The organism is uncultured Fibrobacter sp., assembly GCF_947305105.1.
Taxonomy (GTDB): Bacteria; Fibrobacterota; Fibrobacteria; order Fibrobacterales; family Fibrobacteraceae; genus Fibrobacter.
This window is the reverse complement of the sequence record NZ_CAMZCS010000040.1, coordinates 1-26,072: the sequence shown is the minus strand read 5'-3', so window position 1 is coordinate 26,072 and position 26,072 is coordinate 1. Positions and strand designations below refer to the sequence as shown.

Sequence of the window (26,072 nt, the reverse complement as noted above, 5' to 3'; positions counted from 1 at the left end):
CCGTCGAGCTTGAAGGCGAGAGCAGAAGCCTTGTTGAGTGCCGTACCTACAAGGTGCAGACCCTTGACGGTCTTCAGTTCCTTGAGGCCATACTGCAACAGTTCATGTTCCCAGCGGAATACGCAAGGCATCCCGATTTCGGAGAGATACTGGAGTGCAGCACCGAGGCCAACTGCATCGGCGATGCTTCCGGTTCCCGCTTCGAACTTGTTCGGGATTCCGTTGTAGATGGTGCGTTCGAAGGTCACATCAGCGATCATATTGCCACCACCGTGGTACGGGCGGGCGGCTTCCAGCAATTCCTTCTTGCCGTAAACGACGCCGATACCGGTCGGAGCAAACACCTTGTGTCCCGAGAACACGAAGAAGTCTGCATCGAGGGCGGAAACATTCACCGGAATGTGCGCGATGGACTGTGCACCATCAATGAGGATTCTCACGCCGTGCCTGTGGGCAATTGCGATGAGTTCCTCGATCGGGGTGACCGTACCGAGCACGTTCGAGACATGCGTCACGGAAACGAACTTGGTGCGCTTCGTGAACAGAGCCTCGTAATCGTGGAGCTTGAGCTGGCCGGTAGAATCACACGGAATCACCTTGATGATGGCGCCCGTTTCTTCGGCAATGAGCTGCCACGGAACGATGTTGGCGTGATGTTCCAGGATGGAGACGATGATTTCGTCACCCGGCTGGAGTGTCGGCTTCACGTAGGCGTTAGCCACCAGGTTGATTGCTTCAGTGGTACCGCGCACGAATACGATTTCCTGCGAAGACGGGGCCCCGATAAAGTCACGCACGATGTTGCGGGCGTTTTCATAGGCATCCGTCGATGCAGCCGCCAGCGTATGGGCGCCACGGTGCACGTTGGAGTTCTCGTTTTCGTAGTAGTACTTGAGGCGGTCAATCACTACTTGCGGGCGCTGTGTCGTTGCACCGTTATCGAGCCAAACGAGAGGATGCCCGTTTACCTGCTTCGAAAGAATCGGGAAGTCGCTACGGATTTGCGCAAGGTTCTTGGAACCGATGCGGATGGATTCGTTGCGGGAATTGGAGCCGCTGTTTGCAGAGCCCGCCTTCACGGAATCGCCACCGAGAGATGTCGGAGCGTCAATCGGGCGAGCGTTTTCTGCCGCCTGGGTCTTGGAAAGGACCTTCGGAGAATACCCCGTTGCAGGCGCGGGCGCCGCCGGGACATCGCCGAACTGTGACACAAATTCCGCTTCGGGAACTGCAGGGGCTTCAATCGTATTGAGCCAGGTATCGCTAGAATTGCCGCCGTAGGCAAACGGAGCCGAAGAAGTCGGCTGGTCGCCATAAGTCGCAAAAGGATGTTCCCAGTCGAATGCGGGAGTCTGGTTGATGGCGGTTGCCCCTTGGGCGGCGCTTACTCCCTGAGCCGCAGAAGCGTTCTGCACTTCGGGTGCCGCGGGAGTTGCAGCATAAGCACTGTCCGTCAAGTCGGGAAAGTACTCATTTGCCAACTGCTCCAGTTCAGCCGCATTGGGAACTCCGGCGAGTTCTTCCAGCGATCTGGTATCTGGATTATTCGTAATCATAGTATTCGCCAACCTCTACATCTTCAAGGACTGCAATAGCGTCGTCGGCAAGGATAGCCGCAGAGCAGTACAGGGAAAGCAGGTAAGAAGCGACACCCTTGTTGTCGATACCGCGGAAACGCACGGAAAGGCCACGAGAGTGTTCGTTCTTGAGACCGGCCTGGAACAGGCCAATCACGCCGCGCTTGGCTTCGCCAGTGCGCACGAGCAAGATATTGGTCTTGCCGCCCTGGGACTTCGGATTCTTCACGCCATCCACGAGGAGCTTGTCGGTCGGGACCAGGGGAATGCCACGCCAGGTAAGGAACTTGCCACCGGCGATATCGACAACAACAGGCGGCACGCCACGGCGGGTGCATTCGCGTTCGAACGCGGCAATGGCACGCGGATGAGCGAGGAAGAAGGACGGTTCCTTCCAGACCTTCGAAATGAGTTCGTCGAGATCGTCCGGTGTGGGGCGGCCATCGGCGCGGAGCGGCTGGATGCGCTGGGAATCGGCCACGTTCTTCAGCAGGCCGTAATCATCGTTGTTGATAAGCAGGCTTTCCTGGCGTTCGCGGAGCGATTCGATAGCGAGGCCGAGCTGTTCCTGAACCTGGTCATACGGAGAACTGTAAACGTCTTCGATGGCCGTGTTCACGTTGATAATCGTAGAGATAGAATTCAGCTTGTATTCGCGCGGTTCGGTTTCGTATTCGACGTAGCCTTCCGGAATAATGTCGGTTTTCTTGGTCTGGCTGCAAAGAACATCGAGCGGGGTTTCGCCTTCCACGACCTTGTTCACACGGAACAGGCCCGTTTCAAGACCCTTGAATTCAAGGAACTTGGTGAGCCACTTGGGAGTCAGCGCACCAAATTGCGGCTTGGTCTTGGTGACGTTCGCCAGGTTGTAGGCAGCCTTTGCGCCAAGCGCATTGATGCCGGTTTTCTTTTCTGTAGCTTCATTTGCCATAGTGGTTTACCTCTTGTTGTGAGTTGTGAAAACTAGATTGTTATAGTTTGTTCCTGTTGTTTCTCTACAATTTTAGTAGGATTAAGTTAGAAAAAGCGATTCTTACTTTGTTGTTATTTATTTGCGTTTCTCGAAGAGATTTTTTAAGAATTTTGTACTGATTTATTGCGCTATAATCTGTTATTATAACCAAGCGCCTTCGTGCGAGAACATGATATCCTTCATGGCATCGACACCGCCCTTCAGGTTGTAAAGCGGCCCCGTGTAGCCCGCCTCGCGCAAGGTGTTGATGGCGAGAATGCTGCGTTTGCCCTGCTTGCAAATAAAGACGGTATCCTTGTTCGGGTCCAGTTCCTTCTGCCTGCGGGCCAGCTGCCCGATGGGAATCACGATGGCGTTCGGGAAGCGCAAAATCGCGCGTTCGTGCGGTTCGCGTACATCGATAATCGTCATCGGGTCGCCATTGTCAATCTTCTTCGCGAGTTCTTCGGGAGTAAAGCCCTCCACCGGAATTTCGTTTTCGGTCTTGAGCCCGCAAAGTTCATCGTAATCGATTTCCTCGACATCGGTAATCGTCGGGTTGCTTCCGCAAATGGGGCAGTTCCTGTTGCGTTCCACCTTCAAAATTCGCGAGGTCAGGTACAGGCTATCAATATGCAGGAGTTTTCCGTTCAGGTGCTCGCCGATACCCAAGATCAGTTTTAGCGCCTCATTGGCCTGGATGCTTCCCACAATGCCCGGAAGCGGACTGATCGCACCACCTTCGGAACAGGAAGGAATGAGCCCCGACGGAGGAGGCGACGGGAATTGACAACGGTAGCACGGTCCGCCGTCCAGATTGAAAATGCCCACCTGGCCCTCGAACTGGTAAATCGCGCCGAACACGACGGGAATGCCGTGCAGCGCACACGCATCGTTAATGAGGTAGCGCGCCTTGTAGTTGTCGGAGCAGTCGACCACCAAATCGTAACCGTCAATCTGTTCCAGAATATTCGAAGAATCTAGCTGCACCTTTTCGGCGATAAATTCGATATTCCTGTTGATGTTTTTTACCTTGTCCTTGGCAGAGGCGACCTTCGGGCGCTTGATATCGCGAGTCCCGTAAAGCACTTGGCTCTGCAAATTTTCGAGCGAGACCTCGCTGAAATCGATGACCTTGATGGTCCCGACACCCGCCGCGGCAAGGTACTGGATTACAGGCGAACCGAGCGCGCCCGCACCCGCGACAACAACTTTGGCGGCCTTGATGCGCTTTTGGCCCTTCACGCCGATTTCCTTAAGCATTAGGTGCTTGCCGAAGCGTTCCACCTCACTGTCATCGAAGGCGACTTCCTTGCGCCTCTCGTCCGAAATGAGACTTTCAACCGCAGCGCTCTGCGATTCTTCAACAGGCGCTCCGCCGGCGATTGCCGGCAACAACAGGATTTCAGTCTCTTCGGGAAGCGGCGTTTCCCAGAGGGTTTCCACCGTCAGGTTCTTGCCGTTGACATAAATCTGAATAAAGTTCCGGAGCTTGCCACCATCATCGTAAAGGACGTTCTTGGCATCCGGATACATGTCCAAAAGGATGGCGAGAGCCTTCCTGACCGTACTCGCGGGAATTTCTATCCGCGCATTCCTACCAAAAAAATTTCTAAGGGTAGCCGAGATGTATATTTTCACTTTTTCCTCCGTACAAAGAAAAGTGGTATTTTGAACAAAATAACCAACAGGATTATTTTCAATGCGAAATATAGAACCGGATTTTGCCTACGTCCAATACATAATTTTTATGCAGTCCTATCACTTTTTTTTATAACGCCTATAACGGCAAGGGCCTGTCAGCATTTGATATCGTTTTTGTAACTTCTGATATCGACAACTCCCTCTCCTGTCACCGAAATTATCACATAAACAAGCCCTGGGACCATGTTTTCGGCATCTTCCCTAGACGGGATTGCCTCATAATCGGGGTGCGAATGGTAGAAACCGACTATTTCAAGCCCGCTTCCCTCGATTTCCCGCTCCACCTGGTAAAGAAAGAGAGGGTCCGCCTCGAAATGCGTTCCTCTCCCCTCTCCTTGAATCCGGTTAGGCAAAGCACGTATTTCCATCACCTCGAACTTGCCGTCCGGGGTGTTTTTTCCGAGCAAAATACCACAACATTCGTGCGGATAACTTTGCCGGGCCTCTTCTGCAATACGTTGCCGCCAGCTCATTTCTTAACGCTAGACACCCGCTTCCAGGATTTTCTTCGCAAAGACGTCGCGACCGATGCGGTCGATGGTGTACTTGAAGCGTTCACCGGGTTTCGCGTTCTCGGCAAAGAACGTGATGGCCGCATCGCAGATGTCCAGCAGTTTTTGCTTGTCTTCGATGAAGGGGATAATCGTTTCGCCCTTGTTGATATTGTTGCCGAAAAGCCCGCCGAAGGAGACGATGTAGCCGTGGGTATCTTCCCAGGCATCCGTCGGGCAAGACTTGTAGCAGCGACCGCAGAAATTGCACTGCGATTCGTCGAAGATGACCTTCTTGTTTTCAACCTTGATGGCACCCTTGCGGCAGGTCTTTGCACAGAGCCCGCAGCCGATGCACTTGTCCTCGAGCCACTTGACCTTGATGGCACCCTTGATGCCCACGTCGTTTTCTTCTGCCTTGAGGCAGTTGTTCTGGCAACCGGTCACGCCGAACTTGAACTTGTGCGGGAGTTCACGGGCAAAATAGCGGTCATCGAGTTCCTTGGCAAGCGCGTAGGTATCAATACAGCCACTCGGGCAAACGGCTTCACCCTGGCACGCCGTAATGGTACGCACGCGCGGTCCGCAAACGCCCGGTTCCACGCCGCCTTCGGCCAAGGCCGCCTTCACGTCTTCTACGTTTTCGAGCTTGATGAATGGGATTTCGACGCTCTGTCTGGAGGTCAAATGAGCGTAACCTTCACCGTATTTTTCGGCGACTTCCGCGATTTTAGCGAGTTGGGTGGCGGTCAGGTTTCCGCCCACGACGCGCACGCGAAGCGAGAAGTTGTTCTTCTGCTTCTGGCGCATCCAACCGCCCTTTTTTAGAGTTGCATAATCCGTTGCCATATTTTTGTGTCTCCGTTTAAATTTTCTTTATAGCTTGTTCGAAATCTTCCTTCAGATCCTCGACATTCTCGATACCGATGCTCACGCGAATAGTCCCTTCAAAAATTCCCGCATGTTCCTTCTGTTCCTTGGAACTGTGCGTAAAGATGGTGCTTTCCGGGTGAATCACCAGCGTGCGGATATCCCCGATATTGGTGGCGATGGTGGCGTACTTGAGGCCGTTAATCAGCTTGAACGCCCTTTCCTTGGTGCCTGCGTCAATCGTGAGGATTGCGCCTCCCCTGCCGCCAAGCTGCTTCTGCACCAGGTCGTAATAGGGGCTGCTTTTCAGGGCCGGATAGTTGACAGAAACGTCATCAAAACCCTGCAAAAATTCCGAGAGTTGCAGCGCATTGCTGCAAAGGCGATCCATGCGCAGCCCGAGAGTCTCGAGCCCAAGCGAATTCAGGAAAGATGTCTGGGGAGCAACGCAGCAACCTACATTGCGCCAGATTCCGTTGCGCAGTTTCGCGATATAGGCGAACTTGCCGAAACGCCTGTATTCCTCGAGGCCCTTGTAGCGTGCGTAATCCCATGGGAACTTTCCGCTATCGACAATGAGGCCGCTAATCGCAGAACCGCTGCCGTTAATGTACTTCGAAGAGGAATGTACCACGATATCCGCGCCGAAATCGAAGGGATGCACAAGGTACGGCGTAGCCGTCGTGCTATCGACGATAAACGGGACACCGCCCTCGTGGGCAGCATCCGCCACGGCCTTCAAGTCAACAACGTTCAGTTTCGGGTTCCCGATAAGTTCCGTAAACACCGCCTTCGTCCTTTCGTTCAGCTGTTCGCGGACACTTTCAGCCGTCACTTCGGTAACGAACCGCGTCGTGATGCCGAATGCTTCCAAGTCATGGAACAGGTCGATCGTGCCGCCAAAGAGCCCGGCGCTCGCAATCACCTCGTCGCCCGCATGCAAAATGTTCAAAAGCGAGATAGTTACTGCCGCCATGCCCGAAGAGCACGCCACCGCGCCAATGCCCTTCTCGAGCGACGCGATACGGCGTTCAAAGGAATCGTTCGTGGGGTTCGCAATGCGCGTATACGCAAAACCCGGAGCCTTATTGTTGAACACGGCTTCGAGTTTTTCGGCGGAATCCTGTGAAAAGGCGCTCACCTGGTAAATCGGCGCAAGCGTAGAACCGCTACATCGGTCGCTACCAAAATTTTGGTGCAATAAAGCCGTATCAAAATTCATCCAGCAAATCTCCGTACATCTTTTGTTCGCAGCCAAATATAGAACGCGATTTTCAATGCGTCCAATACTTAATTTTTATGCGGAATTATCAGTTTTTTCTATAACGAAGCCAAAATCGGCAATTTTTAAATCACCACCACCGGCTCACGCAGCGACTTGTTCTCGAGTAGTGTCGCGGTATCTCCCTGGGTCACGAACATGCGATAGATGAACACGTCCACCTTCTCGCCTACCTCGATTCTCGGCTGGTCAAAGGAGCGCCGCGCTGTAAGCAAGATCCCGTTCACGCGAACGTGCAGCTCGATACCGTAACCGCGAAAATCCACTTCTTCCACGACGCCTTCTTCTGCAGAATTCTTGTACTTCTGCACTTCGGTTTTCTTGGTCACCTTCACGAATTCCGGGCGCACAATCGCGTTCTCTGCATTTTTGAGAACGTCAAAACGGCGGAACTTGCTGTAATCCCTGAAAATGCTGGGTTGGCCGAAGAACGATGCCGTAAAGGCGGTTGTCGGGTTACTGTAAACCTCGTAGGGCGTGCCCACCTGCTCGATGCGGCCACGGTTAGTAATGATGATTTCGTCGGCCACTTCGATGGCTTCGTCCTGGTCGTGGGTCACGAAGATGCTCGTAACGCCGAGTTTCTGGATCATTCCCTTGAGCCAACTGCGCAATTCCTGGCGCACCTTTGCATCGATTGCAGCAAACGGCTCGTCGAGCAGAAGCAACTGAGGGTGGGGAGCGAGCGCACGGGCAAAGGCCACGCGCTGGCGCTGCCCGCCCGAAAGTTCGCTCGGGTAGCGTTTTTCAAGGCCAGAAAGTCCCACCAGTTCCAAGAGTTCGTGGACACGTTCCTTGATTTCATTTGCGGGCTTCTTCGCAATCTTCAAACCGAAGGCCACGTTATCAAAGACCGTCATGTAACGGAACAGGGCGTAACTCTGGAACACGAACCCGATACCGCGCTTGCTCGCAGGTACATCGTTGATGACCTTCCCGTCGATGATGATTTCGCCACTGTCTGGGTTCTCGAGCCCTGCAATCATGCGAAGAATCGTCGTCTTGCCCGAACCGCTCGGGCCCAGAAGGCCAATCAGCTTGCCTTTCTCGATGCCGACAGTCACATCGTCCGAGGCCTTGAAATTTCCGAAATGCTTGTTGATATGTTTGAGTTCGACGTACATAAAATCTCCTTTCAAGGCTATTTCTTTCTTCCCTTATGTTCAATGACGCTTCGAGCAACCAGAATGAGAATGGCAAGCATCACCAGTATCGACGCCACCGCAAACGCGGGCACGTACTGGAACTCGTTAAAAAGGATTTCCACATGGAGCGGGAGCGTGTTCGTCTTTCCGCGCAAGTGGCCCGAAATCACCGACACCGCACCGAATTCACCCATGGCACGCGCCGCGCAGAGCACCACGCCGTAAAGGAAAGCCCACTTGATATGCGGAAAAGTGATGCGCCTAAAAATCGTAAAACCCTTCGCACCCATGAGCGCCGCCGCCTCTTCCTCGTCGGTTCCCTGCGATTCCAGCACCGGAATCAGTTCGCGCGAAATGAACGGGAATGTCACGAAAATCGTCGCAAGCACGATTCCCGGCACCGCAAAGACAATCTTGATATCGGCATCCTGCAACAGCGGGAAAATCGGGCTCTGACGGCCAAACGTGAGCAAGAAAATGAGACCCGCAATAATCGGCGAAACCGTCACCGGCAAGTCAATGAGCGTCGCGAGAATCTTTTTCCCCTTGAACTTGAACTTCGTGAGGCTCCAGGCGGCACACAAGCCAAAGACCGTGTTGATGGCGACTGCAAAAAACGACGCCTCTAGCGTCAAGAGAATCGCCTTGATGGTGTAATCGTCGGCAACCGCCATGCTGTACACCGCAAAACCCTGCTTGAACGCTTCGGTAATCACCGTAATCAGCGGGAGAATAAGCATCAGGAACACGAAAAGCAGGCTTATGCCAATCAGCAAATACCTGACCAGTTTAGAACCCTTCGTATCGCGATGGAGACCGTTCTGCGTAACTGCGCTCATCAGCTACCTCCCTTGAGAATCTTGGCATTCCTGTTCTGCACCACGTTCACCAGGAACAAAGTAACGAACGACGCCACCAGCATCACGAGGGCAATTGTCGTCGCGCTGGAATAGTCGTATTCCTGAAGTTCCGACATAATGATGAGCGGAGCGATTTCGGTTTCAAAGGGCATGTTGCCCGCGATAAACACGACACTACCGTATTCGCCGAGGCAGCGCCCGAAAGCGAGCCCGAAACCCGTGAAGATGGCGGGAATCAGCTCCGGCAAAATGACCTTCCAGAAAATCCGCGTGCGGCTTGCGCCCAGCACCCCCGCAGCCTCTTCGTAAGCGGGGTCCAACTTTTCCAGCACCGGCTGCACCGCGCGCACCACGAACGGGATGCCGATAAACACCAGCGCCACCGTGATGCCGATGCGCGTAAACGCAATCTTGATTCCGAAATTCGCAAAAAAACCGCCTACAAGGCCCGTATCCGCAGTGAGCGCCGTAAGCGCAATGCCCGCCACCGCTGTAGGCAACGCAAACGGAAGCTCAATCGTTCCGTCCACGATTCGCTTGAGCGGGAACGTGTAACGCACCAACACCCAGGCAAGAATCACGCCCATCACTGCATTGATAAGCGAGGCGACAAAAGCCGTCAGGAAACTCACTTTAAAACTGGACAGCACGCGCGGCCGCGTGATGACATCGATAATTTCGCTCGCGCTCATCTGGGCCGAAAACACGACCAGCGAGGCAAGCGGAATCAGCACCACCACGCTCAAAATCGCAAGCGTAACGCCCGTAGTAAGGCCAAAGCCCGGTATGACAACACTCTTTCTTTTCATAAACGTCGCCAAATATAGAACGCATTTTTTAGGGCGTCCAATACTTAATATTTATGCTGATTTATCATTTTTTTTTATAACGGACGGGACGCAATAGGCTCCCCAAATTATTTATATTACCGACAAAAATCGGAGAATTCAAATGAGCTTGACACTTGAACGCGCAAAAGAAATCAACAAGGGCCACGTAACCGAAGAATCGCTGGTCATCCATTCCCTCAACGTGTGCTACGCCATGGGCGCGATGGCCAAGCATTTTGGCGAGGACGTTGAACACTGGCAGGCCGTGGGCTACCTGCACGATTACGACTACCAGGAATTTCCCGAAGAACACCTGCAGCACACCGAAAAGGAACTGCTCGCGCAAGGCGTCTCCGAAGAAGACGTGCGCGCCATTTTGGCACACGGCTTTGAAATCGTGAACCAGGTGGAACCCAAGACCAACATGGAAAAGAGCCTGTTTACCGTCGACGAACTCACCGGAATCATCCAGGCCTGCGCAAGGATGCGCCCCAACGGAATCCTGGACCTCGAAGTGAAAAGTTTCATTAAAAAGTTCAAGGACAAGAAATTCGCCGCCAAGTGCAACCGCGAATACATCCTGAAAGGCTGCGCCCTGCTCGGCATGGACGTGAAAGACGTCGCCGCCATCTGCATCGAGGGTATGCGCGAACACGCCGCAGAAATCGGCCTTGCCGGTAGCGCCGCGTAATTACGACGCTATCCAAAAACCGTAAAGTTTTCCAAAAACTGTAACGAAAAATGCCAAAGTATCTTGCGAAAGAGCTTTGGCATATTTTTTTGCATTCTATGGGGCGCAGGATTTAATATGATTACGCTGAACGACTACTTGTATTCCGGAAACACGGTGCTGAAAATTTTGCATCAGTATTCTAACGACCTCAGGAACGGTGCGAAGGAAACGCGCAACAGCATCGACCTTGCGCATTCGAATTTTCTGATTCAGATTATTGAATTGCTGGAGCACAATGACTTTTTGACTTCGCAGTCTCAGCGGATCAAGGAATTCTACAAGTTCATGACGCGAGAATACCCGTTCTTGGCTTTTACATTCAAGGGTCGCATTAAGTCGCTGATTCGCGCCGAAGAAAAATTCAATGGTTACATCCTTGAATACATTTACGGCTACTACAAAAAAAAACGTGAAATTCCCGACAGAAGCCGAAATCAAGAGCAAGCTGAACTTTCGCGACTTGATTGCTTACCGCATTGTGATTTCGATGCCGGTTTGCCACATTAAAAAGGGCGAGAGCCGCCGCGAAGTAGAAGAAAAGTATCTGTACGAAATCGCAAACGTGCTGCCAGAATTCAACAACCAGCTAATAAACGACGGTTGCGGCCTTTTCCGCGGTCGTCAGATCTTGCCGTTCGAGCATCTATCGCGCTTCCAGAACGATTTAGTTGACTGATTTGATTGAAAAGCTATAAAAAAATTGTATATCCCGAAATATTGCGCCGCTTAGGTGCAATTTGTTTTTTTGCTTGTCACACTTTTAACTCTGTGAGTCACCACCGCTAAACGCTTTTCTACACGACAAAATGTCCGAAGTCAAAAAAATTCTTGCCGATCGCGATTACGATGTGTACAATGTGGAAGGCGGGCTTGACGCCATCCCAAAAGTTCACTTTGTTGATGCTAAGGGCCTATCGCCCGGTCACGATGTTCTTTACCTTCTGGGGTGTAAGCATTTTGCGCAGGCCCGAAAAAGTGCGCGTCAAGAAGCAGAACGGTGTTTCTTCGCTAGAAGAACTGATTGAAAGCGCAAGGCAGAAGGGCGTGAAGTTTGTCGCCTGCCAGATGTCGATGGAACTCATGGGCATCGCTGCGGAAGAGTTGATTGACGGCGTGGAACTCGGCGGAGTCGCGACGATGCTCGGCTCCACCGAAAAGTCCGACCTGACGTATTTTATTTAAGGCCCCGTTATGATAAACAGACAAGCCGCTCTCGATATTTTGAACGCGAACGCAGAACTGCGCCTATTGCGCCCAGTCCCGCGATTCCGAAGCACCGATTGAAAAGTATCGTTATGTAGAAGACAAAAAGCTGTATGGCGACAACGATCTCGTTGACGAAATGCATTTGGCGAGGCACTGTATCGGACTTAGCGGCATCCGTTTTGCAGACGACGATATCGAAAAATTGGCCGAACGCATCCGCAAGATGAAAAAGAACGAATCGACAACCTGAAGAAGACGCTCTTCAAGGTAGCCGACTCTATTTTTGCGTCAGGCTACCTCACCGAAGGTGGCCAGAGCCTAGAAGAGACCTTCCGCACCATCGAGGCGGCTGGCTTCACCTGGCAAGTGGAAAGTGAATCATCCCACTAACTTCAAGAAATACTGGTGAATGCTCGTGTCGCTATTGAGTTCCGGGTGAAACGAAAGTGCAATCTGGTTCTTGTAGCGAACGGCAACGATTTGCTCTGTTGCGTCGGCTCTATTTGAGCTTGCCGTACGTGAAAGGATTTCGACGCCTTCGCCGACCGATTCAAAAAAGGGCGCGCGAATAAAGGTCTGCGGGACCTTTCCGACGTGCGCGACTTCGTTTTCCGTAAAGAAGCTGCCGAGCTGCCTTCCGTAAGCATTCCTGCGAATAATGGCGGGGAGTGTCGCGAAATGCGCCTTGTTTTCGCCTGCAATTTTTTCGGCAAGGAGGATTGCGCCGGCACATGTTGCAAGCACAGGCAGGCCTTCGACAATCTTTTTTCGAAGAGGCTCGAAAAGCCCCAAATCGTGGAGCAGTTTTCCTTGCACGGTGCTTTCGCCACCGGGGAGCACAAGACCGTCCAAATGTCGGTTCAGATCGCGCAACTGCCTAATTTCAAATGCTTCGGCACCCAGCGATTTGAGGATGCGTTCATGTTCGATGAATGCCCCCTGTACCGCTAGCACGCCGATTTGCGGCTTGTCAATATTCATTATTTCCCCCTTTCGGCCATCAGCAGTGCGATTTCCTGTTCATTGATACCGACCATGGCTTCGCCCAAGTCTTCAGAAAGCTTGGCGATGAGCTTTGCATCGGTATAGTTGGTGACGGCCTGTACGATGGCGGCGGCACGCTTGGCTGGGTTGCCCGACTTGAAGATTCCAGAACCTACGAAAACACCTTCGGCACCGAGCTGCATCATGAGGGCGGCATCGGCGGGGGTGGCAACACCACCGGCAGCGAAGTTCACCACGGGGAGTTTCTTGTTGTCGTGAACGAAGCGCACCAGGTCGTACGACACCTGGAGTTCCTTGGCACGATTAAAGAGTTCGTCTTCGCGCATGCTCGAAATGCGAGCGATTTCCTGGTTCATCAGGCGCATGTGTCGTACGGCCTGGACGATGTCGCCCGTACCCGGTTCCCCCTTGGTACGGATCATCGATGCGCCTTCTTCGATTCGGCGCAGCGCTTCGCCTAAGTCCTTCGCGCCGCAGACAAACGGCACGTTGAATTCGCGCTTGTTGATGTGGAAAATATCGTCGGCAGGAGAAAGCACTTCGCTTTCGTCAATGTAGTCAATCTCGATAGCCTGCAAAATCTGCGCTTCGGCAAAATGACCGATGCGGCACTTGGCCATTACGGGTATTGAAACTGCGTCCTGAATACCCTTAATCATCTTGGGGTCGCTCATGCGCGATACGCCACCCGCGGCACGGATATCGGCAGGGATGCGTTCCAATGCCATCACGGCGGCGGCCCCAGCGGCTTCGGCAATTTTGGCTTGTTCGGGGGTAGTCACATCCATAATGACGCCACCCTTGAGCATTTGGGCTAGGTTTTTGTTGAGTTCGTAACGATTCTGGTCAGACATGTAAATCTCCTTGGTTGTGGAATGGTTTAATTTCAGGCTGTAATTTAAAACATTCGCTTGACCTGCACAATATTCAGTTTTTTACTATTTTTATAAGGTCAGTTTAATATCAGATTTACAAATTCAATAAGGTCAGTTTCATGTTCACTTACGATATGTCCAAGGCGGGAGCAAATAGCCTCTACCATTACCTTTACCAATGCATCAAAAAAGATATCGTAAGCGGAAACGTCCTTGCTGAAGAACAGCTCCCTTCCAAACGCAACCTCGCGCAGAATCTTGGCATTAGCGTCGTGACGGTTGAAAACGCTTACGCCCAGCTCCTCGCCGAAGGCTACATTTACTCGCTCCCTAAAAAAGGCTTCTTTGTCGCAGACATAAATGCCGCGGCTAATGCGCAAGTCCATCGGAACCGCAAGAAACCCCGCACGCGCAGGCTCCGCGCAGAACACTCCGACGAGTCAGAACATATCAACCCGAAATATGTCGCCGATTTCGCAAGCAACGGTTCCGATATTGAGGCGTTCCCCTTTACCACTTGGGCAAAAATCACTCGCGAGGTCCTTTGCGAAAGGCAAAATGATTTGCTGCAAGTTTCTCCGGGAATGGGCTCGCTAGAACTTCGCCGAGCCATTGCCCGCATGCTCCGCGAATTCAGAAATATCCAGGTGTCGCCAGAACAGATTGTCATTGGTGCCGGAACTGATTACCTTTATGGCTTGCTAGTACAATTGCTCGGATTTGACAAGTGCTATGGCGTAGAAGACCCGGGATGGAGTAAAATATCAAAACTGTATAGCCAATACGGTGTCAAGGTGAATCACATTCCCATTGCGGCGGAAAGCTTCGTAGATTCTGTCAAGAAATCAGACGTCGATGTCGTGCATATTTCCCCAGCGCACCATTTTCCGACAGGGATGGTGATGCCCGTCGGCGAACGCTATCGCCTGCTCAGTTGGGCTGCCGAATCTCCCAATCGCTACATCGTCGAAGATGACTATGACAGCGAATTCCGCATGACCGGAAAGCCCATCCCCGCATTACAGAACATCGATGTCACCGAAAAGGTGATTTACCTGAACACCTTTTCCAAAACGATGACTTCTGCGATTCGCCTCAGTTATATGGTGCTCCCGCCGCATCTTGTCGAGAAATTCCATAACAAACTTTCGTTCTATTCGTGTACGGTTTCGAACCTGGATCAGTATGTGATGGCAAAATTCATCGATCTCGGTTACTACGAGACGCACATCAACCGCATGCGCAACCTGTACCGGGCCAAGCGCGATATGCTCCTGTCGGCTATCCGCAAGAGCAAACTTTCAAATGCCGCCCGAATTTACGAAGAAGATGCCGGGCTCCACTTTATCTTGGAAGTGAACACGAAATGTTCTGATATAGAATTCTGCAACCGCGCCCGATTCCGTGGGGTAAACATCCGCGCTCTTTCGGAGTATTATTTTGAGGCAAAGCCATCGCAGCACAAGTTTGTCGTGAACTACTCGTCGGTAGATAAAGCGGGCATGCAAAAAGCAGTGCAGATACTCGCGAGCCTGTGCAACTAAAAAGGTTTAATGTCTCAATTACACGTACTTCGAGAGCGTCACGACATCTTCGCCGCTCCATGTGTAAAGTGCGAGTAGAGGCTCATCCCTTGTTTGCATTGAATGTACATGGTTCGACGGGTGCAGAATAAATTCTCCGGGACCGCGGACTTTTGAAACGCCGTCTAATGTCCAAACGGCAAGGCCCGAAAGCACCACATAAAGTTCCGTGGCAGGGTGGTAATGCGCCGGATACAAAGTATTCTTTCCGAGAAGCGTAAATCCGAAACAAAAATGCTCGTCGTGATACGGCGCTTCGGGCCCGAGGATTTCTCCCCAGCCCATACGGTTTCCTAAATCAGGCATATCGGTGCGAGGTTCGTAATTGTATTTCCACGGCAAAAAAGGGAGTGCGGGCTTTAACGCTTTCAGCATGCGCTTCGTTTCGGGGCTGCCAAATTGAATCGCCTCCTCAATCCAGCGAATCAGCGGAGAATCGCTTTTTTCGAAAGTTCCACTCGGGGCAGGGATTTCACGCACTACAAACTTGGCTGCCTCTTGACCGATATCATCGTCAATTTGGGCGCGTTCATTCAGAAATCGCTTCGATTCTTCAATTAAACGGGCGATAAAATCTTGCATCAAAATACACTCGTTTTACTTCAAGTTTGATTTCAGTACGGCAACCGTATGGCCGATCACTTCGCCCTTTAGGAATGCTTCGTAAGCTTCTTTAGCAGTAAGCTTCGAAGATTCCAGCGACTTCTCGATTTCGAAAGCGTTCTTGCCGGATTCCTTCACCGAAATATCGGCGAATGCTTTTTGCAAGTCGCTTGCGCGGTAGAATCGGAACGGCCCGAGCCCCGCCTTTTCTTGTGCGGCATAACCCGAAATCACGTCTTCGGGTTCCGCCTGCACCTTCCAGGAATACGTGAAGATTTCAGAAGAAAGGCCCGCCAATTCGCCGAGCTTGATAAACGCACTGAGCGGCACGCGGCCACCGAGTGTTGAATAAACGGCACCCTTCTCAGCCAAGTAATCGCGAGCCTGCTTAAGCGCCAGATAATGCAAATCCAGCATCTGTTCATGCACGAATTCCGGAATCACTTCGACGCGCTTTTCCAGGTAATGGCCGCTATTTCGTTTGTCTTCAATCTTGGTGTTATCTGTTAGCGGAACATTGGGCAGGTTCTCGTAAATCACATCGTAACGGCGCTTGCCGTTTTGAAGAGGCTGTAACAAGTCGCCTGCACCGAATTCCAACTCAACCGAATCTGCATCTTTCAAATTCTTCTTGATATTTTCGGCCGCGGCGTCCACCACGCTTTCCAGCAAGTCGGTAAAACCTACGCGCTTGGCGCCCAAAAGTTCAATGCCCGTCAAGACATCGATGCCGGAACCCGTTCCGATTGAAGCGAACGCTTCCACATCGTGCCCCAAGTTTTCGCGAATCAGCTTGAATGCAGGTGCCGCGATGTAGGCCACCCAATCGCTAGTAGTATCTTCGGTCTTTGGCAAATAGGCGTGGTCCGTTACAGCCACGGAAAGGTAATCTTGAACATGTTTCGGTGCTTCTTCTAAAGCCAGATACTTTTTAACATCAACTAAAATACTCATTTATAGGTTGCCTCACTTTTTTTGAGTGCAAATATAGATGTGGACTATAGCCGCGTCCAATACAAAATTTCTAGCACTTGCTATCAATTTTTTGTATAAGTAAAAAGCCTGTTTTTTCTTGACAAGGTTTATGCATTTATGTAGATTTATGCATAGAAATTCAAACCACGTTTTTTCAGCGCTTGGGAATGCTCAAAAATGCGACGTTCTTTTCGGTGCTGTTAACAAAAGGAGCCTTATACAATGGCACATTATCTCTTTACTTCTGAATCCGTGTCCAAGGGACACCCCGACAAAGTTTGCGACCAGATCTCGGATGCAATTCTCGACGCCTGCCTCGCCCAAGACCCGAACAGCCGCGTGGCTTGCGAAACGCTCGCCAACACCGGTCTCGTCGTGATTTCTGGCGAAATTACCACTAAAGCAGTTATCGATTACCAGCAGATTGCACGCAAGACTATTAAAAGCATTGGTTATGTGAACCCGGAACTCGCTTTTGATTACAAGGGTTGCTCCGTGCTCGTTGCAGTGGACAAGCAGTCTCCCGATATTGCTCAGGGTGTTGACGCCAAGGCTGCCGAAGGCAAGGAAGATGACAAGCAGGGCGCAGGCGATCAAGGCATGATGTTCGGTTACGCCGTGAACGAAACCAAGGAACTGATGCCGCTTCCGATTAGCCTCGCCCACAAGCTCATGGAAGAAATCCAGAACCTCCGCGAATCCGGCAAAATCAAGTGGCTCCGCCCCGATGCAAAATCTCAGGTGACTGTCGAATACGACGAAAACGACAAGCCCGTGCGCGTCGATACCGTGGTGGTCAGCACCCAGCACGATGAATTCGTGAACGGCAAGGAACTCAAGCATTCTACCATCGAAAAGGAAATCATCGAAAAGCTTATCAAGAAGGTGATTCCGGCAAAGCTTTTGGACAAGAAAACTCGCTTCCTCATCAATCCGACGGGCAAGTTCGTGATTGGTGGCCCGCACGGTGACTGCGGCCTGACCGGTCGTAAGATTATCGTGGACACCTACGGCGGCATGGGCCGTCACGGTGGTGGTGCATTCAGCGGCAAGGACCCGAGCAAGGTTGACCGCAGCGCTGCTTACGCCGCACGCTATGTGGCAAAGAATATTGTCGCCGCAGGCCTCGCAGACCGTTGCGAAGTACAGCTCGCTTACGCCATCGGTTATTCCAAGCCGGTGTCCGTGCTGGTGAATACGTTCAAGACCGGCAAGATTGATGACCGCAAGATTGAAGAAATCGTGAAGAAGGTCTTCGACCTTTCTCCGGCAGGCATCGTGAAGATGCTCGATTTGAAGAAGCCCGGTTACCAGGCTACCGCAGCGCTTGGCCACTTCGGCCGCACCGGCGCTCGCTTCACTTGGGAAAAGACGGACAAGGCTGCAACTTTGAAGAAACTCGCCAAAGCATAAGCGAATTCTCTCTAGCAAAAAGATTAAGGCTCGTCAAACGACGAGCCTTTTTTATTATGGCCCGCACACCTATATTCCATACATAAAAACACCCCCGGCAACATGTGTTGCCGAGGGGTACCTGCGCGGAGAGTAGTGCACAGGAATTTAGGAGTACAAATTATTACTTATGCCAGTCGACTTCGCGATAGATTTTTTCGGTGAATTCGTCGGCATTCAGCTGCAAGTATCCGACTTTATGCAGTAGGTCTGCAAAGTAGTGCAAGTCGGCTTTCAAGTTGCGGCCACTCTTGATTTTCTGTTCAGGAGACTGGTATTCGTAAGACTTGATGAGTGCGGTTGCGAATTCCTTGTCTTCGATGGCGGAGTGCTTGCCTGCCTGCATGAGTTCCACGGTTTCTTCCGGGTGTTCGCTGATCCAGGTGTGCGCCTGTTCGAGAGCGCGAAGGAGAGCCTTGATCTTTTCCGGTTCCTTTTCCAGAAGGATGCCCGAAACATAATAGAAGCAGCAATAGCGGCCTGCAAAAACAGGGTCAGTCGCCAAATCCATCAGTACGTCGGCGCGGCCGTCAACAGCGGCAAGGCTTCCCAGCGGGTCCCAAAGTGAAACCGCTTCAACCTGCCCGCGTTCCAAGGCTTCGAGCGCCAAGTTGCCATCGGCGTAGGGCAAGAACTGCACATCGTTTATGGCTGAGACTCCGTTTGCTTCAAGCCAAAGTGTTGCGGCCTGGTGCGGGGTTGCCCCAATGGCGTTCACGGCAATCTTTTTGCCCTTCAAATCCTGCGCGGAGCGAATCGGCGAGCCCTTCTTGACGAGCAAATGAATGCATCCGACGTGGAATCCTTCGACCACCTTGATATTCACGCCGTTTTCGACGGACTGGAAAAAGGCGAAGTCGGAGTTCGTAATCGGATACGTTCCGTTGTTGAGGCCGATTTTGCGGGTTTCCGCATTTGCCGACACGAATTTCACATCGACACCTTCCTTGGCGAAGAAGCCTTTTTCTTTAGCGACAAAGAACGGCGCAATGCAAAGGGTTCCATCGGAAACGGGAATTTCGACAGAACCGTATTTAAAAGCGGGTTCATTGGTAGCGGCGTTTTTTTCAGTTTTTTCTTCTTCGCAGGCGATGAGTGCAAATCCCAAAGTAAAAGCGGCTGCGAACGATAAAAATGTTTGGACTAACTTCATTTATAAACTCCTGTAGTTGACAATGTTTTAATGTTTACTTGCCTTAATGGCCTGTTCGAAATCGGCGATAATGTCGCGCGGATCTTCGATACCGACGGACACGCGAATCATGTCATCAGGAATTCCTGCAGCAAGCCTATCCTTCGGCGAAAGCTGAGAATGCGTACTCGTTGCCGGGTGCAGCACGCTTGTGCGAGCATCGCCCACATGCACCACCAAGGCAGCGACTTTCAAAGCCTTCACGAACGAGCGAATGGCAGCCTTGCCTCCCTTGAGGCCAAAGGTCAGCACGCCGCTTCCGCCCTGGTAATCGAAATACTTACGAATGCGCTTGTTATTCGGGCTAGATTTGAGCGCCGGATAGTTGACCCAGTTTACTGCCGGATGTTTGGAAAGGTATTCGGCCAAGGCCAAGGCATTAGAACTGTGCTGCGGCATACGCAAATGGAGCGTTTCAAGGCCCAAGTTCAAAAGGAACGCGTTGAAAGGGCTCTGTGCGGCACCGAAATCGCGCAAAAATTGGGCGCGGGCTTTGACAATGTAGGCAGCGCGGCCGAATTTTTCAGTGTAAGAAGTATTCGCGTACTGCGCATCGGGATTGACAAGATCCGGGAACTTTCCATTATTCCAGTTGTAATTGCCTCCATCAATCACGACACCGCCCAAGGCGATGGCATGACCGTCAATGTACTTGGTTGCAGAATGAATGACGACATTTGCCCCATGCTTCAAGGGCTTTACCAAGAACGGTGTTGCAAGGGTGTTGTCCACAAGGAACGGCACGTCGAATTCCTTGGCAAGCTTCGAGAACTTTTCGAAATCCAGAATGCCAAGCGCCGGGTTTCCAATCGTTTCGCCAAAGACCAATTTTGTATTCGGGCGGAACGCCTTACGAAGTTCTGCAATAGGCGCTTCCGGGTCAATGAAAGTCGTTTCGACACCGAGCTTAGAAAGTCGAATATCAAGCAGCGTGTAGGTTCCGCCATACACCGCCTTAGAAGCCACAATGTGATCGCCTGCCTTCACCAAATTCGAAATTGCGAGCAATACGGCCGACTGTCCCGAAGCTGTTGCGACAGCGCCCACACCGCCTTCCAACTCGGTAATTTTTGCTTCAAAAGCGGCTACCGTCGGGTTGCCCGTACGCGTGTACTTGTTGCCCGATTGTTTCAACGAGAAAAGACGTTCTACTTCGTCAACATCTTCGTACTTGTAAGTGGTTGACTGGAAAATCGGCAATACGCGAGGTTCGCCCACTTTCGGCTTCCAGCCCGCCTGCAGGCACTTGGTGCCGAAATTCCAATTTGCCGGATTTGTAACATCTGTTGAAATTTTACTTGATTTTTTTGATGCATTAATTGACATGTGAATCACTCTCCTTATAAATTTCAATGCGAAAAATAGAAAGGGACTTACAGTTTTTCTAATACTTTGTTTTTATGTGGAATTATCAAAAATTTTTATAACGAAAATGCCCCCGACCGAGTCGAGGGCAACATCACTTAATATTGATTTATTTATAATCCGCCGTAATCAGATTCACCGTTCGGCAAGAGTCTTCCCTTGTGCATGGTGTAAATGCGGTCGCCATACTTGAAGCCGCGAGGATCATGGGTAGCCACAAGTACCGACGTTCCCGACTGCGCAAGTTCCGCCAAAAGGTCAAAGACAATCTTGGCATTGGTTTCGTCAAGGTTGCTGGTCGGTTCGTCAGCAATCACGATATCGGGATTGTTAACAAGGGCACGCGCAATAGCGGCCCTCTTGAGTTCACCGCCCGAAAGTTCTGCCGGCATTTCATTCACCAAATGGGCAATGCCGAGAGTTTCGAGTTTTGAATGAATATCAATATCGAGCAATTCCGAAATATCCCTCACCTCAACCTTATTGCCCTCGCGAATCGCCCGCGGCAAGAAAATATTTTCAAGCACGCTAAATTGCGGCAAAAAAACGGCTTCTTGCGGAATGTAGCCAATCTTCTCGTTTCGAACGGCTGAGATTGCGTCATCCGAAAGATTCGCAAAATCGGCACCATTAAAAATCACGGAACCCTTGCTAGGGCGACTGATTCCCGAAAGCAGAGAAAGAAACGTACTCTTTCCGCTTCCCGATTCACCATAAATCACCGAGAAATCGCCGGACCAGGCAAAAAATTCAACATCTTCGACGGCATTGAATTCTTCGCCGCGGCGGGTATAAGTTTTATATAAATTAGAGACGTTTAAAATCAATGTTCTACCTCCCTCAAAGCGGCGTAGGCATCAATATTGCTCACCTTATTTGCCACGCCGAAAACCGCCACCGGTCCCACCGAATGCAAAAGCAAAATCACAACCGCATAAACACCTGCAATTTCGACAGTTGCAGGGACAATAAATGGAACCCCGACATGTTCGCCAATCCAAATTTTAAAAGTGAAAAACGCCACGCTCGAAAGCAGCAAGCCAATGTACGTTCCTACCGCCGACACAAGCAGCGATTCGCCCAGCACAAGAGTCCTTAAACGTTTGCGGGCATAGCCCACAATTCGCAAAAGCGCATATTCACGCCTGCGTTCGCGAGTCGAAAGTGAAAACGAAATCACAATCGCGGCAACCGCAATCACCAGGAAAAGGGCCACGATTGACCACACCACAATCTGCAAGAAGTTCGCCGACTTTTCAAGACCCGAGAACAAATCTTTGCGGGTGCGAATCTGCACGCCGTCAAAGCGGGTATGAATTTCTCGAGAGAGGCGCTCGATATCAGCCCCTGCGCGCAATTTAATTAAAACGCTGGAGTAAATCGGCGAATCCGAACCTTCGGATTTGACATCCTGATGCAAGAAAATCACGCCCTTGGCCTTAGCTGCCTCGCGGATATCGGCAAGTGTCGCCACATCAACAAAAACGGCCTGGTCCAACTTGTTGCCGACCGGTTCAAGGGTGGCCGCCACAGGGTATTCATGGTCAAAGAACCTGACAGTCCTTTTCTCGCCCACGCTAATTTCACTGCCCACCACGATAGCACCCTTAGGGAGTTTATCCGTAAGGACCTCGTGAATCCAAGGCTGAATCACAAAATCAGAAGCCGGCTCGAAACCGATAATCATGACTTTCTGTTCGCAGCAGCTAGAATTCAAAGTGGTCAAAAAATACTGCGGCGTCGCAATTTCTATGCCGTCAAGGCCACGAATAAATTCCAGCGAGCCCTGCGGCAAATAGGCATACTTGGAATCTCCCTGCAAAAGTACAGTCTGGTCGTTGATTTCGCTCCCCTGGGGAATCACGATGACGTCGGCACCCAAGCGAGACGAAAGGCGATTCAGGCCCTTTGAAAGCGAAAACGACAAAAGCCCGCCCACCAAAAGCACCGAAGCGAGCAAGGCAATCAAAAGCGAAAGCCCAAAACTTCTAAAGGGGTTTCGCAAATAATTTTCAATAATTAAATCAATGTTCGTCTTGTTCATTTCGCCTCCTCAATTTCAAGAAAATCAAATTCAGCGTTGCAAAAAGCGCAATCAGCACCCCAAAAACGGCAAGCACGGGGGCTGTTACTGCGTGGCATGCCATATGTGCGTGCGGGCATGTTCCCACAATCACTGTTGGTACCAGTGAAACAAAAATACCCACCACAAGCGATAACACAGAAAGAATGACATGAGCCTTTTTCTTAAGGAACCTTGCCGCCAAAACGGCAATTACCAACAAGACAAGTCCCAAAACGGCGTCAACCGTTGTTGACGTACCGCAACGCATTACGCCACCGCCCATCGGGTGACAAACAGGCAGGATCATTTTGGTAAGGACAATCAGCAAAATGCCGAAAATCAGATTCGCAATAACAAATATTTTGTACTGTTTCATATATAACTCCTTGTTGATTAAATGATGTATTCCGGTGCAGTATTGGAACGCGCCAAATTAAAGCGTTCCAAGATGTTGCGACGCTTTTCCAGGAACTGCGCCGAGCCTCTTTCACGCGGGAAGCTGTCGCGAATTTCAAGCACCTCGCTAATGCGCCCCGGACGCGGCGTCATAATCACGATACGATCAGACAAATAAAGCGCTTCGTCAATATCGTGCGTCACCAGAATCATGGTGGTGTTGCGTTCCTTGCGAAGCTCCAAAAGCAAGTTCTGGATGTCAGCACGGGTAAACGAATCCAGCGCCCCCATGGGTTCATCAAGCAACAAGATTTCAGGATCATTAATCAACGCACGCGCAATTGCCACGCGCTGCGCCATACCGCCACTAATCTGGTGCGGAAAATTCTTCTCGAATCCGCCAAGACCGATTTTCTCAATAATTTCGTGAACCTTGTCCTTATTCTGTTTATAAACGCCGCGAATCTTGAGACCCATCGCGATGTTATCTTCTACCGTGAGCCACGGGAAAAGGCAACCCTGCTGGAACACGTAACCACGCTTGGAATCTGGCCCATGCACCGGTTCACCATCAAGAATAATCTTGCCATCTTGAACAGGATCGAGTCCTGCAATCAAGCGCAAAAGCGTCGTCTTGCCGCAACCCGATGCACCCAGAATCGAAATGAATTCGCCCTCAAAAACAGAAAGATTGATATCTTTCAAAATCTGTCGCGGTTCGCCCGTGCGTTCATCGATGAAGGAGCGGTTTACATCGCGAATCTTCAAGATTTTTTCTTTATCTAAAATATCCGTCATCAAAGCCTCCTATCGCACAACGCCTTTCTGCCAGCGAAGCACATAACGCTGCACCACGCCAACCACCTTCAAAATCGCCGAGAACAGCACAGCCATCACGACAATCGCCGCAAACACCTTGTAATAAGCGCTCCAGACTTTTGAAGTGTTAATGTAATAGCCAAGACCGCCCGGCTGCCCCATCATTTCGGCCATCACGAGCGTAGTAAAGCCAAACGCAGCCGCCGTCATAATGCCCGTAAAAATCTGCGGCATTGCATGGGGAATCGCAATATGGAAAATCTGGTACAGCTGCCCCGCGCCAAAAGTGCGCGAAAGTTCAAACAACGACTTCGGCGTACCCTGCACCCCGTCGGCCGTCATGGTCGCCACCGGGAACCAGGAGCAAATCGCAATCAAGAAAGTCGCCGCCGCAAACGAAGTCGGGAAAAGCGTCAAGGCAAAAGGCATCCACGCCACCGCCGGAATCACGCCGCAAATGTTGAGCACCGGCAAAATCCAGTAACGAGCCTTCGGATACCAACCAATCAGCACACCAGTCAACACACCCGTCACCACGCCCACCGAAAATCCGGCCACGAAAAGGCGCAGCGAATAAAGCGTATTCTGCCAAATGAATTTGGTATCGCCAATAAAGGCGTCCATAATAATCGCAGGCCCCGGAAAGAATGGCTGCGGTAAAAACAGCAACTTGGTTCCAAGAATATCCCATGCGGCAAGCGCCAAGCCAACTGCAAAACGAAACTTCGCGCCCGCAAAAAATTTAGTCACCTTATCGGCTCTCGCCTTGTGGACAAACAGCACTACCGCGTAAACAGCGTAATAGGCAATAATGGCGAGCAAAACCAAACGGTACGCCAAATTGTCGTCAACCGTAAACCCGCCAAAAACATATTCCTTGATTCGCACATTCTCGGCTACCTGCGGAAAAAGTAAGTTCACCAAAAAAGCAATCAGGAATCCTGAAATCGTCAGTACAAAATTCATTCTGTCTCCGTGAAAAGGTTCAAAAAAAGACGCCCCTGAAAATGGACTTCGAATATTTCCAGGAGCGCCAGGTTGTACGGAGAGTACAAATTACTTGATATTTTCTCTCCAAGTTGCCGGCTTGAACAATTCCTTCAAGGGCAACAGACGCTTGTCGACGTCGACGCCCAAGACAGAATTGAAGTTGTTCGTCGCCTGCATCTGGGCGCCAAAGCCCACGATAATGATGATCTGTTCGTCGGTATAGAACTTGCGGAGGCCTTCGAAAAGTTCGTCCGGAACCTTAGTCGGATCCTTCACGATCTGCTGGCCCAGTTGCTGCAAAAGCTTCTCGTTTTCCGAAGTTTCGAAGTTGTTCGGATCGAGACCCAGAGCCTTCAGGTCGCTAATGAAGAACAGCGAGCAAAGAAGGCAGCCGTTCGTCGTAGAAACCGAGTGTGCAAAAATCGTTGCAGCACGCAGACCCACCGTCTTTTCGAGACTTTCCCAAGCATCGTACCAGCCCATGAAAGCCTTGTAGATACCGTAATCCTGGAGCATTACCAACTTCATGTTGGTCACCTTGCCAGCAGCATCCAACTTTTCGTAAGCCGCCTTTGCTTCGCCAGTCAATTCATTCGGTTGTTTTAAATGTACTCTTGCCATTGTTTATACTCTCCGTGTGGTGCGTAAGCACCGTTTTTGTTATTGTTTTTTGATGAAGTTTTTTATTACAACGCGATTTTCAAGATATCCTTGATTGCTGCGGCATCCAGCGGCACGTAGTGTCCGACCTTGCCGTTACGCGTTGCGCGTGCAGCCATCGCGCCAAATACTTTGTCCAAGCGACGGTGACAACTGCCATGCCTTCGCCGTATCAATAGAACTTTCTCCACCGACCGCGAGCACAAAGTCCACCTGGTTTTCCTTGCCCTGCTTCACGAGTTCGCGCACCAAGTCAATCGAAGGATTCGGAACCACATTCCCGTTTTCGGAAAAACGAATCCCGAGTTCCTTAACAGCATCCTTGATTACGTCGTAGATGCCGAGCGTCTTGATAAAATCTCCGCTGTAAACGAGTTGAAGCGACTTCCAAAAACAATCTTTGCCGGGTTATAATATTCGAAGTCAATCATGTAATACTCTC

At 51.1% G+C, this 26,072-nt stretch carries 25 protein-coding genes and 2 pseudogenes; 5 read left to right on the top strand and 22 right to left on the bottom strand.

Features of this window, described 5'->3' with window-relative positions; genetic code table 11:
- The 9 genes from Q0Y46_RS13295 to cysT all read right to left on the bottom strand — a co-directional run.
- Window positions 1–1,556 (bottom strand): aminotransferase class V-fold PLP-dependent enzyme (locus Q0Y46_RS13295; protein ID WP_297948012.1); only part of this gene is annotated, 1,556 nt, incomplete at its 3' end.
- The gene (locus Q0Y46_RS13290) at window positions 1,543–2,508 is read right to left on the bottom strand and encodes a family 2A encapsulin nanocompartment shell protein (RefSeq protein WP_073115771.1); all 966 of its coding nucleotides are present in this window, start codon (window positions 2,506–2,508) and stop codon (window positions 1,543–1,545) included. The genes Q0Y46_RS13290 and Q0Y46_RS13295, both read right to left, overlap by 14 nt.
- A gap of 183 nt (window positions 2,509–2,691) precedes the next feature.
- Window positions 2,692–4,170, bottom strand: coding sequence for a ThiF family adenylyltransferase (locus Q0Y46_RS13285; RefSeq protein WP_297948008.1), 1,479 nt, complete (start codon window positions 4,168–4,170; stop codon window positions 2,692–2,694).
- Between the two features lie 158 nt (window positions 4,171–4,328).
- The gene (locus Q0Y46_RS13280; RefSeq protein WP_297948005.1) at window positions 4,329–4,706 is read right to left on the bottom strand and encodes a M67 family metallopeptidase; all 378 of its coding nucleotides are present in this window, start codon (window positions 4,704–4,706) and stop codon (window positions 4,329–4,331) included.
- Between the two features lie 9 nt (window positions 4,707–4,715).
- Window positions 4,716–5,573: a 4Fe-4S binding protein gene (locus Q0Y46_RS13275; RefSeq protein ID WP_173556340.1), complete on the bottom strand. Its 858-nt coding sequence runs from the start codon at window positions 5,571–5,573 to the stop codon at window positions 4,716–4,718.
- Between the two features lie 16 nt (window positions 5,574–5,589).
- Entirely contained in the window at window positions 5,590–6,816 is a 1,227-nt protein-coding gene (locus tag Q0Y46_RS13270; RefSeq protein ID WP_297948001.1) for a PLP-dependent transferase, read from the bottom strand.
- A 125-nt stretch (window positions 6,817–6,941) separates the two neighbouring features.
- A complete protein-coding gene (locus Q0Y46_RS13265; RefSeq protein ID WP_297947998.1) occupies window positions 6,942–8,000 on the bottom strand; it encodes an ABC transporter ATP-binding protein in 1,059 nt (352 codons plus the stop codon).
- Window positions 8,001–8,017: 17 nt separating this feature from the next.
- Window positions 8,018–8,860, bottom strand: coding sequence for a sulfate ABC transporter permease subunit CysW (cysW, locus tag Q0Y46_RS13260; RefSeq protein ID WP_297947996.1), 843 nt, complete (start codon window positions 8,858–8,860; stop codon window positions 8,018–8,020).
- The gene (gene cysT / locus Q0Y46_RS13255) at window positions 8,860–9,690 is read right to left on the bottom strand and encodes a sulfate ABC transporter permease subunit CysT (RefSeq protein WP_295685538.1); all 831 of its coding nucleotides are present in this window, start codon (window positions 9,688–9,690) and stop codon (window positions 8,860–8,862) included. The genes cysW and cysT overlap by 1 nt, the downstream gene beginning before the upstream one ends.
- A gap of 142 nt (window positions 9,691–9,832) precedes the next feature.
- On the opposite strand from cysT, the gene Q0Y46_RS13250 reads away from it, so the two are divergent.
- The 3 genes and pseudogenes from Q0Y46_RS13250 (at window position 9,833) to Q0Y46_RS13235 (ending at window position 11,626) form a co-directional block, all read left to right on the top strand.
- A complete protein-coding gene (locus tag Q0Y46_RS13250) occupies window positions 9,833–10,402 on the top strand; it encodes an HD domain-containing protein (RefSeq protein ID WP_297947993.1) in 570 nt (189 codons plus the stop codon).
- A 117-nt stretch (window positions 10,403–10,519) separates the two neighbouring features.
- A pseudogene (locus Q0Y46_RS13245) lies at window positions 10,520–11,120 on the top strand (hypothetical protein).
- Between the two features lie 224 nt (window positions 11,121–11,344).
- The gene (locus tag Q0Y46_RS13235; RefSeq protein ID WP_295685548.1) at window positions 11,345–11,626 is read left to right on the top strand and encodes a DsrE/DsrF/DrsH-like family protein; all 282 of its coding nucleotides are present in this window, start codon (window positions 11,345–11,347) and stop codon (window positions 11,624–11,626) included.
- 402 nt (window positions 11,627–12,028) lie between these two features.
- Here the strand turns inward: Q0Y46_RS13235 and pdxT are convergent, their stop codons facing one another.
- Window positions 12,029–12,631 carry a pyridoxal 5'-phosphate synthase glutaminase subunit PdxT gene (pdxT, locus tag Q0Y46_RS13230; RefSeq protein WP_297947985.1) on the bottom strand — a complete coding sequence of 201 codons (603 nt, stop codon included), beginning with the start codon at window positions 12,629–12,631 and terminating at the stop codon, window positions 12,029–12,031.
- Complete coding sequence (gene pdxS / locus Q0Y46_RS13225) at window positions 12,631–13,509, bottom strand: pyridoxal 5'-phosphate synthase lyase subunit PdxS (protein WP_173797890.1); 879 nt, start codon at window positions 13,507–13,509, stop codon at window positions 12,631–12,633. Before pdxS ends, pdxT begins: the two co-directional genes overlap by 1 nt.
- Window positions 13,510–13,649: 140 nt before the next feature.
- Between pdxS and Q0Y46_RS13220 the strand changes: the two genes are divergently transcribed.
- Entirely contained in the window at window positions 13,650–15,074 is a 1,425-nt protein-coding gene (locus Q0Y46_RS13220; RefSeq protein ID WP_297947982.1) for a PLP-dependent aminotransferase family protein, read from the top strand.
- 18 nt (window positions 15,075–15,092) lie between these two features.
- Here the strand turns inward: Q0Y46_RS13220 and Q0Y46_RS13215 are convergent, their stop codons facing one another.
- Together Q0Y46_RS13215 and Q0Y46_RS13210 are read right to left on the bottom strand one after the other, a co-directional pair.
- A complete protein-coding gene (locus tag Q0Y46_RS13215; protein WP_297947979.1) occupies window positions 15,093–15,695 on the bottom strand; it encodes a dimethylsulfonioproprionate lyase family protein in 603 nt (200 codons plus the stop codon).
- A 15-nt stretch (window positions 15,696–15,710) separates the two neighbouring features.
- Window positions 15,711–16,670, bottom strand: coding sequence for a 50S ribosomal protein L11 methyltransferase (locus Q0Y46_RS13210; RefSeq protein WP_297947976.1), 960 nt, complete (start codon window positions 16,668–16,670; stop codon window positions 15,711–15,713).
- Window positions 16,671–16,913: 243 nt separating this feature from the next.
- Between Q0Y46_RS13210 and metK the strand changes: the two genes are divergently transcribed.
- Entirely contained in the window at window positions 16,914–18,104 is a 1,191-nt protein-coding gene (gene metK / locus Q0Y46_RS13205; protein WP_073321641.1) for a methionine adenosyltransferase, read from the top strand.
- A 163-nt stretch (window positions 18,105–18,267) separates the two neighbouring features.
- On the opposite strand, the gene Q0Y46_RS13200 is transcribed toward metK, so the two are convergent.
- From Q0Y46_RS13200 to Q0Y46_RS13160, 9 genes and pseudogenes are all read right to left on the bottom strand, one after another.
- Window positions 18,268–19,296: an ABC transporter substrate-binding protein gene (locus Q0Y46_RS13200; RefSeq protein WP_297947971.1), complete on the bottom strand. Its 1,029-nt coding sequence runs from the start codon at window positions 19,294–19,296 to the stop codon at window positions 18,268–18,270.
- Between the two features lie 27 nt (window positions 19,297–19,323).
- Window positions 19,324–20,661, bottom strand: coding sequence for an O-acetylhomoserine aminocarboxypropyltransferase/cysteine synthase family protein (locus Q0Y46_RS13195; RefSeq protein ID WP_297947968.1), 1,338 nt, complete (start codon window positions 20,659–20,661; stop codon window positions 19,324–19,326).
- Between the two features lie 152 nt (window positions 20,662–20,813).
- Entirely contained in the window at window positions 20,814–21,527 is a 714-nt protein-coding gene (locus Q0Y46_RS13190; RefSeq protein ID WP_297947965.1) for an ABC transporter ATP-binding protein, read from the bottom strand.
- Entirely contained in the window at window positions 21,524–22,744 is a 1,221-nt protein-coding gene (locus Q0Y46_RS13185; protein WP_297947962.1) for an ABC transporter permease, read from the bottom strand. Before Q0Y46_RS13185 ends, Q0Y46_RS13190 begins: the two co-directional genes overlap by 4 nt.
- Window positions 22,725–23,141, bottom strand: a complete 417-nt coding sequence (locus Q0Y46_RS13180) for a DUF4418 family protein (protein WP_297947960.1) — start codon at window positions 23,139–23,141, stop codon at window positions 22,725–22,727. The genes Q0Y46_RS13185 and Q0Y46_RS13180 overlap by 20 nt, the downstream gene beginning before the upstream one ends.
- A 17-nt stretch (window positions 23,142–23,158) precedes the next feature.
- On the bottom strand, window positions 23,159–23,959 hold the full coding sequence (locus Q0Y46_RS13175; RefSeq protein ID WP_297947958.1) for an ABC transporter ATP-binding protein: 801 nt from the start codon (window positions 23,957–23,959) through the stop codon (window positions 23,159–23,161).
- A gap of 9 nt (window positions 23,960–23,968) precedes the next feature.
- Window positions 23,969–24,946 (bottom strand): ABC transporter permease, encoded by a 978-nt coding sequence (locus Q0Y46_RS13170; RefSeq protein ID WP_173797873.1) that lies wholly within the window; start codon window positions 24,944–24,946, stop codon window positions 23,969–23,971.
- 90 nt (window positions 24,947–25,036) lie between these two features.
- Window positions 25,037–25,591: a carboxymuconolactone decarboxylase family protein gene (locus Q0Y46_RS13165; RefSeq protein WP_073321672.1), complete on the bottom strand. Its 555-nt coding sequence runs from the start codon at window positions 25,589–25,591 to the stop codon at window positions 25,037–25,039.
- Between the two features lie 198 nt (window positions 25,592–25,789).
- Window positions 25,790–26,061, bottom strand: a pseudogene (locus Q0Y46_RS13160) (iron-containing alcohol dehydrogenase); the annotation flags it as partial.
- Between the last annotated feature and the right edge of the window lie 11 nt (window positions 26,062–26,072).

Bases quoted from the DNA above. Each gene is read 5' to 3' on its own strand.
- Q0Y46_RS13220 (WP_297947982.1), top strand. From the start codon at position 13,650: ATGTTCACTTACGATATGTCCAAGGCGGGAGCAAATAGCCTCTACCAT.
- Q0Y46_RS13265 (WP_297947998.1), bottom strand. From the start codon at position 8,000: ATGTACGTCGAACTCAAACATATCAACAAGCATTTCGGAAATTTCAAG.
- Q0Y46_RS13275 (WP_173556340.1), bottom strand. From the start codon at position 5,573: ATGGCAACGGATTATGCAACTCTAAAAAAGGGCGGTTGGATGCGCCAG.
- Q0Y46_RS13175 (WP_297947958.1), bottom strand. From the start codon at position 23,959: ATGACGGATATTTTAGATAAAGAAAAAATCTTGAAGATTCGCGATGTA.
- cysT (WP_295685538.1), bottom strand. From the start codon at position 9,690: ATGAAAAGAAAGAGTGTTGTCATACCGGGCTTTGGCCTTACTACGGGC.
- metK (WP_073321641.1), top strand. From the start codon at position 16,914: ATGGCACATTATCTCTTTACTTCTGAATCCGTGTCCAAGGGACACCCC.
- Q0Y46_RS13200 (WP_297947971.1), bottom strand. From the start codon at position 19,296: ATGAAGTTAGTCCAAACATTTTTATCGTTCGCAGCCGCTTTTACTTTG.
- Q0Y46_RS13195 (WP_297947968.1), bottom strand. From the start codon at position 20,661: ATGTCAATTAATGCATCAAAAAAATCAAGTAAAATTTCAACAGATGTT.
- Q0Y46_RS13290 (WP_073115771.1), bottom strand. From the start codon at position 2,508: ATGGCAAATGAAGCTACAGAAAAGAAAACCGGCATCAATGCGCTTGGC.
- Q0Y46_RS13210 (WP_297947976.1), bottom strand. From the start codon at position 16,670: ATGAGTATTTTAGTTGATGTTAAAAAGTATCTGGCTTTAGAAGAAGCA.
- Q0Y46_RS13185 (WP_297947962.1), bottom strand. From the start codon at position 22,744: ATGAACAAGACGAACATTGATTTAATTATTGAAAATTATTTGCGAAAC.
- Q0Y46_RS13280 (WP_297948005.1), bottom strand. From the start codon at position 4,706: ATGAGCTGGCGGCAACGTATTGCAGAAGAGGCCCGGCAAAGTTATCCG.
- Q0Y46_RS13270 (WP_297948001.1), bottom strand. From the start codon at position 6,816: ATGAATTTTGATACGGCTTTATTGCACCAAAATTTTGGTAGCGACCGA.
- Q0Y46_RS13235 (WP_295685548.1), top strand. From the start codon at position 11,345: ATGCTAAGGGCCTATCGCCCGGTCACGATGTTCTTTACCTTCTGGGGT.
- pdxT (WP_297947985.1), bottom strand. From the start codon at position 12,631: ATGAATATTGACAAGCCGCAAATCGGCGTGCTAGCGGTACAGGGGGCA.
- Q0Y46_RS13170 (WP_173797873.1), bottom strand. From the start codon at position 24,946: ATGAATTTTGTACTGACGATTTCAGGATTCCTGATTGCTTTTTTGGTG.
- Q0Y46_RS13180 (WP_297947960.1), bottom strand. From the start codon at position 23,141: ATGAAACAGTACAAAATATTTGTTATTGCGAATCTGATTTTCGGCATT.
- pdxS (WP_173797890.1), bottom strand. From the start codon at position 13,509: ATGTCTGACCAGAATCGTTACGAACTCAACAAAAACCTAGCCCAAATG.
- Q0Y46_RS13215 (WP_297947979.1), bottom strand. From the start codon at position 15,695: ATGCAAGATTTTATCGCCCGTTTAATTGAAGAATCGAAGCGATTTCTG.
- cysW (WP_297947996.1), bottom strand. From the start codon at position 8,860: ATGAGCGCAGTTACGCAGAACGGTCTCCATCGCGATACGAAGGGTTCT.
- Q0Y46_RS13250 (WP_297947993.1), top strand. From the start codon at position 9,833: ATGAGCTTGACACTTGAACGCGCAAAAGAAATCAACAAGGGCCACGTA.
- Q0Y46_RS13165 (WP_073321672.1), bottom strand. From the start codon at position 25,591: ATGGCAAGAGTACATTTAAAACAACCGAATGAATTGACTGGCGAAGCA.